Source organism: Ruegeria sp. BG9 (assembly GCF_056538305.1).
The window spans coordinates 245,806-252,388 of record NZ_JBQFSY010000010.1 but is presented as its reverse complement, the minus strand read 5'-3'; the positions used below and the strand labels follow the sequence as shown (position 1 = coordinate 252,388).

General features: G+C 56.2%; 6 protein-coding genes. 5 read left to right on the top strand and 1 reads right to left on the bottom strand.

The window, feature by feature from the left end; translation table 11 throughout:
- The 5 genes from ACR0I8_RS18275 to ACR0I8_RS18255 form a co-directional block, all read left to right on the top strand.
- Positions 1-155, top strand: a 155-nt coding sequence (locus tag ACR0I8_RS18275) for a homogentisate 1,2-dioxygenase domain-containing protein (RefSeq protein WP_480703474.1), incomplete at its 5' end; no start/stop codon positions are given.
- A 38-nt stretch (positions 156-193) separates the two neighbouring features.
- The gene (gene fahA / locus ACR0I8_RS18270) at positions 194-1,453 is read left to right on the top strand and encodes a fumarylacetoacetase (protein WP_170693289.1); all 1,260 of its coding nucleotides are present in this window, start codon (positions 194-196) and stop codon (positions 1,451-1,453) included.
- Positions 1,454-1,490: 37 nt separating this feature from the next.
- Positions 1,491-2,441, top strand: a complete 951-nt coding sequence (locus ACR0I8_RS18265; RefSeq protein WP_170693287.1) for an MBL fold metallo-hydrolase — start codon at positions 1,491-1,493, stop codon at positions 2,439-2,441.
- Between the two features lie 41 nt (positions 2,442-2,482).
- Entirely contained in the window at positions 2,483-4,096 is a 1,614-nt protein-coding gene (locus ACR0I8_RS18260) for an FAD-dependent oxidoreductase (RefSeq protein WP_170693285.1), read from the top strand.
- 4 nt (positions 4,097-4,100) lie between these two features.
- A complete protein-coding gene (locus tag ACR0I8_RS18255) occupies positions 4,101-4,289 on the top strand; it encodes a DUF2783 domain-containing protein (RefSeq protein WP_170693283.1) in 189 nt (62 codons plus the stop codon).
- Between the two features lie 309 nt (positions 4,290-4,598).
- Here ACR0I8_RS18255 and ACR0I8_RS18250 read toward each other — a convergent pair whose 3' ends face one another.
- Entirely contained in the window at positions 4,599-6,575 is a 1,977-nt protein-coding gene (locus tag ACR0I8_RS18250; protein ID WP_170693281.1) for a copper amine oxidase, read from the bottom strand.
- Between the last annotated feature and the right edge of the window lie 8 nt (positions 6,576-6,583).

The window sequence follows — 6,583 nt, the reverse complement described above, 5'->3', positions numbered from 1 at the left end:
ACAAGCTGGATCACACCATGTCCTTCATGTTCGAAACCCGCTTCCCACAGCATCTGACCGCCTTCGCCGCAACCGAGGCCCCCTTGCAGGATGATTACATCGACTGCTGGTCCTCGCTTGAGAAAAAGTTCGATGGAACACCGGGAAGGAAATGAAACAACAAATCCGCTCGTGACAAAAGTCTGGATATGAAATGCCTTTGATGAACTCCTGGGTGACATCGGCCAATGATGAAGCCCATCCCTTTCCCTTGAACAACCTGCCCTATGGAGTTTTTTCGACCGAAGGCGGCGAACCCCGTTGTGGCGTGGCCATCGGCGATATGATCCTCGACGTCTCCACCGCCGAGGCCGAAGGCATGATTACGCTGAGCGACGAACCCCTTTTCGATCTGCCTTTCTGGAATCCATTGATGGAAGAGGGCCCGGCTGTTTGGGTGGCATTGCGGGACCGGCTGATAACCCTGTTGGCCGAAGGCGCCGAAGAACAGCATAAAGTTGAGCCTCTGCTCGTCGCGCAAGACGATGCCGAGATGCATATGCCTTTCGCCGTTAGCGAATACACAGATTTCTACGCGGGCCGACACCATGCTTTCAATGTTGGCACCATGTTCCGCGGGCCAGAAAACGCGCTGCCCCCGAACTGGCTGCACATCCCAATCGGTTACAACGGTCGTGCCTCATCAGTGGTCGTTTCGGGCACGGACATTCGACGCCCTTGGGGGCAACTGAAAGGTCCAAACGACACCCTGCCCCGGTTTGCCCCGTCGCAACGGTTCGATATCGAGCTTGAAATGGGCGCCATCGTTGGAACCCCTTCGGATGGTCCGATCTCGGTGCAAGAGGCGGACAACAACATTTTTGGCTACGTACTACTAAACGACTGGTCTGCACGCGACATTCAGGCTTGGGAATACCAGCCGCTGGGGCCCTTCCAGGCCAAGGCCACGGCAACCTCGATCAGTCCCTGGATCGTGACCAAAGCTGCGCTTGAGCCATTCCGCTGCAACACCCCAGCGCGAGAGTTCGAATTGCTGGACCACCTGAAGGATTGTGGCCCGATGCTGTACGACATCGACCTGTCGGTCACGTTGGCTCCCAAGGGCAAGGCGGCTACAACCATTGCCCGCACCAATTACAATGAGATGTACTATTCGGCAGCTCAGCAATTGGCCCATCACACCACGTCCGGGTGCCCGATGAATACCGGCGATCTGCTGGGCTCGGGCACAATTTCCGGCCCGGAAAAGCACAATCGCGGTTCCCTTTTGGAACTCAGCTGGGGTGCCAAGGAGCCATTTAAGCTCGACACCGGTGAGACCCGCAGCTTTGTTGAAGACGGCGACACCCTAACCTTGACGGGCGCGGCTATAGGTGACGGCTATCGGATCGGTTTCGGCGATTGCACGGGGCAAGTCCTCGCAGCACTTGACGATCCTTACAAACGCAACTGACACGTAAAATCGCCCGCTCGGGCACCGGAGGAAACCCATGGCTAAAGCATTCGCATCGCAAGGCGATATGACAGAAAAGAAAATCACCTTTGATGAGATCGGCGAGGGCCTGTGGGCTTTTACTGCCGAAGGTGACCCCAATTCGGGTGTTATCATCGGCGACGACAGCGTCATGATTGTCGAGGCACAGGCCACCCCGCGCCTGGCGAACAAAGTGATCGAGAAGGTGCGTGAAGTCACCGAAAAGCCGATCAGCCATGTTGTACTCACGCACTATCACGCGGTGCGCGTTCTGGGCGCCTCGGCCTTCAACGCGCCGCAGGTGATCATGTCGGATGTAGCGCGCTCGATGGTCGTGGAACGCGGTCAAGAAGACTGGGACAGCGAGTTCCAGCGTTTTCCGCGCCTTTTTGAAGGTCATGAAAGCATCCCCGGCCTGACCTGGCCCACCACCACTTTCAGCGACAGCATGACGGTCTATCTGGGCAACCGCCGCGTAGATATCAAACAGATCGGCCGCGCCCATACGGCGGGCGATGCGGTGATCCATGTGCCTGATCAGAACGTTATGTTCACCGGCGACATCGTCGAGGACCACTCGGCCTGCTATTGCGGAGATGGTCACTTTGCCGATTGGGGCCAGACGCTGGACAATATCAAAGCCTATGACGTCGACGCCATCGCACCGGGGCGCGGCGGCGCGCTGATCGGCAAAGAAGCGGTCGAACGGGCCATTGAAAGCACCCGCGATTTTGTCAACTCAACCTACGAGCCCGCCAAGAAGGTCGCGATGAAAGGCGGCAGCCTGAAAGACGCATGGGATGCCGTTCGCGACGCCTGTGACCCTAAGTTCAAAGACTACGCGATTTACGAGCACTGCCTGCCATTCAACGTCAGCCGTGCCTATGATGAAGCTCGGGGGATCGCCCACCCTCGCATCTGGACTGACAAACGTGATCTGGAAATGTGGGAACAGTTGCAAGGCTGAACCCACTCATCTCCTCCGAACTCAACAAGCTAGGTGTTTCGATGCTTCAGGACCGATATTCCCTCGCCTTCAAGCTTTACCCTTATGAGAAATCAAAAGATCAAGACGCGCCCGTTGCGGTGCGCCACCCGGTTGTCATAGTTGGAGGCGGCCCTATCGGTATGGCCGCCGCGCTGGACCTTGGTCGACAAGGTATTCCGGCGTTGGTTCTGGACGATCACGAAGGGATCGGCATGGGCAGCCGTGCCATCTGCTTTGCCAAGCGAACGCTGGAAATCGCCGACCGTTACGGATGCGGCGCGCCGATGCTAGACAAAGGGATCGTCTGGAATGTCGGGAAGGTGTTTCAGGACGACCGAAAGGTCTTTGAGTTCAACCTTCTACCTGAATCCGGCCATCGCAACCCGGCCTTCATCAACTTGCAGCAACCTTATTTCGAAAAGTTCATTTTCGAAGCGATTTGCGCGGAACAAGAACGCGGCGCGCCGATTGAAATCCGAGGCAAGAACCGGGTCGAAGCTGTAGACGTCAAGGACGACCATGTTGTTCTGTCCGTCACAACTCCGGACGGGCCTTACCAGCTTGAGGCGGATTGGATGATCGCCTGCGATGGCGCAAGTTCGCCAACGCGCGACATGTTGGATCTGGGATTTGAAGGCCGGGTTTTTCAGGACAGCTTTCTGATCGCTGATATCCGGATGAAGAACAACACATTCCCGACAGAGCGCTGGTTCTGGTTCGAGCCCTACTTTAAGTCCGGCGCCTCGACTTTGCTGCACAAACAGCCTGATGACGTGTGGCGCGTGGACTTCCAGATCGGCTGGGATGTCGATCGCAAGGAAGAGTTGAAAGAGGAAAACATCCGCAAGCGGCTGGATGCGATGTTGGGCGATGACGTCGAGTATGAAATGGTCTGGTCGTCCATCTACACCTTCCAGTGCCGACGTATGAACAAATTCCGCCACGGGCGCGTTGTTTTCGCTGGCGACGCGGCGCATCAAGTGTCGCCCTTCGGGGCACGTGGCGCGAATTCCGGCTTTCAGGACGTCGACAACCTTGGCTGGAAACTTGGCCTCGTGATCTCGGGCAAGGCACCGGAAAGCCTTCTGGACACCTATGATGACGAACGGATTTTCGGAGCGGACGAAAACATACTGAATTCGACCCGCTCAACAGATTTCATCACGCCAAAATCGAAGGTAAGCAAGAATTTCCGGGACGCTGTGCTTAGCCTGGCGGAACGCCATACATTTGCGCGGCCTCTGGTGAACTCGGGGCGGCTGTCAGTGCCCTGTACCTATGATCACTCGTCCCTGAACGGAGCAGATGACCTCGCAGGAGGTCCTGACACGTCCAGAGTGGGATCTCCATGCAAGGATGCCCCGGTTGGCGACGGCTTCCTTCTGGATCAGCTTGGAAACGACTTCGTGATTTTGGCACTCAACACCGAAGTTCCGAACAGCCTCGATATCGACGGTATCACGGTCAGAAGCCTGTCCCTTACGGCTTCGGACACATTAGCGGAACGTTACCTTGGATCGGAAAGCCAGGCGGTCTACCTCGTCCGCCCCGATCAGCATGTCGCGGCGCGCTGGCGCGATTACGACGAGGCTGCTCTGCGTTCAGCAGTCCTTAAAGCCTGCGGAAAGGAATAAGCTGATGCCCCTGAATAACGAACCAAATCTGTATTCCTCCGATGATTTTTACGCTGACCTCATTGCAGTGCATGAAGGGCTGTCGGATGAGGAAAGCGAAGCCCTGAACGCACGCCTCATTCTCATCCTTTCCAACCACATCGGGGATCGAGAAACACTGAAACAGGCACTGGAGGCTGCGAAGGAAAGTTGACCTCTTGGTTGTCGGCCCGACAACTTTTCGGCTGTACTGGGACCAAGGAAACCACTTCGCCCCGAAAGACCCCGAACTCGTGCCCGAAATGCGCCGCATCTATAAGGAGCTATAGGATGATGGTGTTTTGGTACGGATCGACGCCAACAACATCATCCTTTCCCCGCCCCTAATCATATACCGATCAAGCAGGCTGATCAGATCCTGGATGGTCTGTATTCGATGCTGCAGAACTAAGAAAAAACAAGAAGACACAAAAAGAACGGGCAGCCTATTGCAGACCGCCCTTTTAATTTCATTTGCCATCAATCATTCGCGAATCGTCAACGCCGGGTTATGCGCGAAGAAATTGAACGGCATGATGTGAACCGTCTTCCACTCGGTCGACATGACCGGCCAGTCTTCCATCCGCGGGATGTGGTGGAACCCTGCGGTGAACCAGGACACAATATCCTGACCCATCAGCGGCTTGTCTTCTTTGACCCATTCCGCCAGCGTGTCCGAACCGTCGCTTTGCATCGCGTATTTGCCACCCGCATAGCGCTGCTCTTGGTCATATACAGTCGTCCACGAGGAATACTCGATATAGGCGTTGCGCTTGAACGGCGGGTCGCTTTCAAAGTCGAACGGACCGTATGCGATCGAGCCGTGGTGGATCATCCAACCCGGAGTGTGGCCCAGATACCCTTCCGATTGCGGGTTCGAGATATGGACGTGACGCGGTTTGGAGGCGCTGAAGCGATAGCGCGCGTCCAACTCACTGTCCGGCATCACATGCTGCCAGGTCCACATCGATTTGCGCGGGCTGTCCGCAGGCACTTCGGCCGGAACGATTTCCATCAGACCCATGTGGTTGACCGGCTGGTCGATGTCAAAGTCGATCCGGAAGTTGAAGTAGTGGTCGTGGTTGGCCGCAACCAGATGCGGTGCAATCAGCGTGCCATACTTGGTGTCTTCCGCAGCGGTCGCATCATTCATCGAGGTGGAAACCACGCCTTTGACCGCGTCCAGACCGGTTGCGCCGATCTTGATGAACATCTGACCGTCCTGCTTGAAGCGGTAGTCGATCAGATAGTCATAGTTACCGACCTCTGACGCAGTACGCACAACCAATTCGGTTTCCGAACGGCCTTCTGCAGGTACAAAGTTGTCGGGCGTCTGTGCAAAGATCTCAAAGTGGCGCCAAGCAGGGTCACCAATGTTGCGCTCGAAGATGCAGATCGCATCCGGAATTTCCAGCGGCATACCCGCGTCATCCGCGATTACGGCAGGCAGGAAGGTTGCATATTCAGGGCAATCCACACCCGCACGCAACGGCGTCAGGAACAGACCGAACCCGTATTCGCCACTGTCCATATAGGTCCGCCAGTACCACCCCTCGGTCGGATCCATATAGGGGACAAACACTTCGGACAGATGCGTCTGATAGATGACCGAACGCCAATTGCCCTGATCGTTGACATCAATGTTCGAGACAACGAGGCCGGCACGCTTTTCCGCGCGCAGATTCATGCGCCAGATGTCCCATTCCAAATGATTGCCATCCAGAGTGTAGTTCGGGCCACCTTCCTGCGTCAGCAGAACCTTGTTGGTTTCCGGTCGCAGCTCGACCCGTTCGGCCACCTCTTCGGCCGTATAACCCCAGGCATCTTGCGGCAACGGGATCGCACCGGTATCGATGACCTCAACGACCTCTTGCTTGCCGATGTCGTAGATTGCGAACAATCCTTCGATCGGCTTTGCGTAGAAGTTCGAGCCCGTCGGGTTCTGATAGCAGGGCACTTTCATCAGGCGGGTGCCGTCGAATTCGGGGGTAAAGAAGTTGCCGGCAGTCAATGGCAGACAGAACGCGTCTTCATTTGTCAGGCCGCGCGCTTCGAGCCCCGCGATCATATCCGGGTGGCCCAAAGCCCCTTCCAGTGCACCGATGAATTCCGCAAACAATACCATCGGCTGACCCGAGCCTTCGATGGCAAAGTTTTCTTCAACGGTGCCTTGCGTGATGTTCACGATTGCTTCGCTGAATCCTTCGTCGGTGGTGTATTGCACCATCGCCTTGCGATCCAGTACGTCGCCTTCTTTCCAATCCAGAACTTCGGCTTTCGAGGGCTCGTGCAGATCGATCAAAGGGTACAGTGTCTCGTCGGTGACGGTGCCGCTTTCTTTCAGGATCGTGTTGATTTGCTGGAGTTCGTCCGGCGTTAACCCGTCTAGGGGATGTGCCAAAGCGCTGCCGGCGAAAACCGCGCCCAGTGCAGTTGTGGCAAGGATATTTCTGATCTTCATCTTTTCCT